The sequence below is a fragment of the Shigella sp. FC1544 genome (assembly GCF_001722145.1).
Taxonomy (GTDB): domain Bacteria; phylum Pseudomonadota; class Gammaproteobacteria; order Enterobacterales; family Enterobacteriaceae; genus Escherichia; species Escherichia coli.
Map to the genome: position 1 here is coordinate 1 of NZ_MECT01000371.1, position 735 is coordinate 735.

General features: G+C 53.1%; 1 protein-coding gene. It reads right to left on the reverse strand.

Features of this window, described 5'->3' with window-relative positions; all coding sequences use genetic code 11:
- A partial coding sequence (locus BGK49_RS16505; RefSeq protein WP_029780794.1) for an IS6-like element IS26 family transposase occupies window positions 1-674 on the reverse strand: 674 nt, incomplete at its 3' end.
- Window positions 675-735: the final 61 nt, after the last annotated feature.

Here is a 735-nt window from a genome sequence, read left to right on the forward strand (position 1 = left end):
ATTTCGCCCAGGGGATCACCATAATAAAATGCTGAGGCCTGGCCTTTGCGTAGTGCACGCATCACCTCAATACCTTTGATGGTGGCGTAAGCCGTCTTCATGGATTTAAATCCCAGCGTGGCGCCGATTATCCGTTTCAGTTTGCCATGATCGCATTCAATCACGTTGTTCCGGTACTTAATCTGTCGGTGTTCAACGTCAGACGGGCACCGGCCTTCGCGTTTGAGCAGAGCAAGCGCGCGACCATAGGCGGGCGCTTTATCCGTGTTGATGAATCGCGGGATCTGCCACTTCTTCACGTTGTTGAGGATTTTACCCAGAAACCGGTATGCAGCTTTGCTGTTACGACGGGAGGAGAGATAAAAATCGACAGTGCGGCCCCGGCTGTCGACGGCCCGGTACAGATACGCCCAGCGGCCATTGACCTTCACGTAGGTTTCATCCATGTGCCACGGGCAAAGATCGGAAGGGTTACGCCAGTACCAGCGCAGCCGTTTTTCCATTTCAGGCGCATAACGCTGAACCCAGCGGTAAATCGTGGAGTGATCGACATTCACTCCGCGTTCAGCCAGCATCTCCTGCAGCTCACGGTAACTGATGCCGTATTTGCAGTACCAGCGTACGGCCCACAGAATGATGTCACGCTGAAAATGCCGGCCTTTGAATGGGTTCATGTGCAGCTCCATCAGCAAAAGGGGATGATAAGTTTATCACCACCGACTATTTGCAACAGTG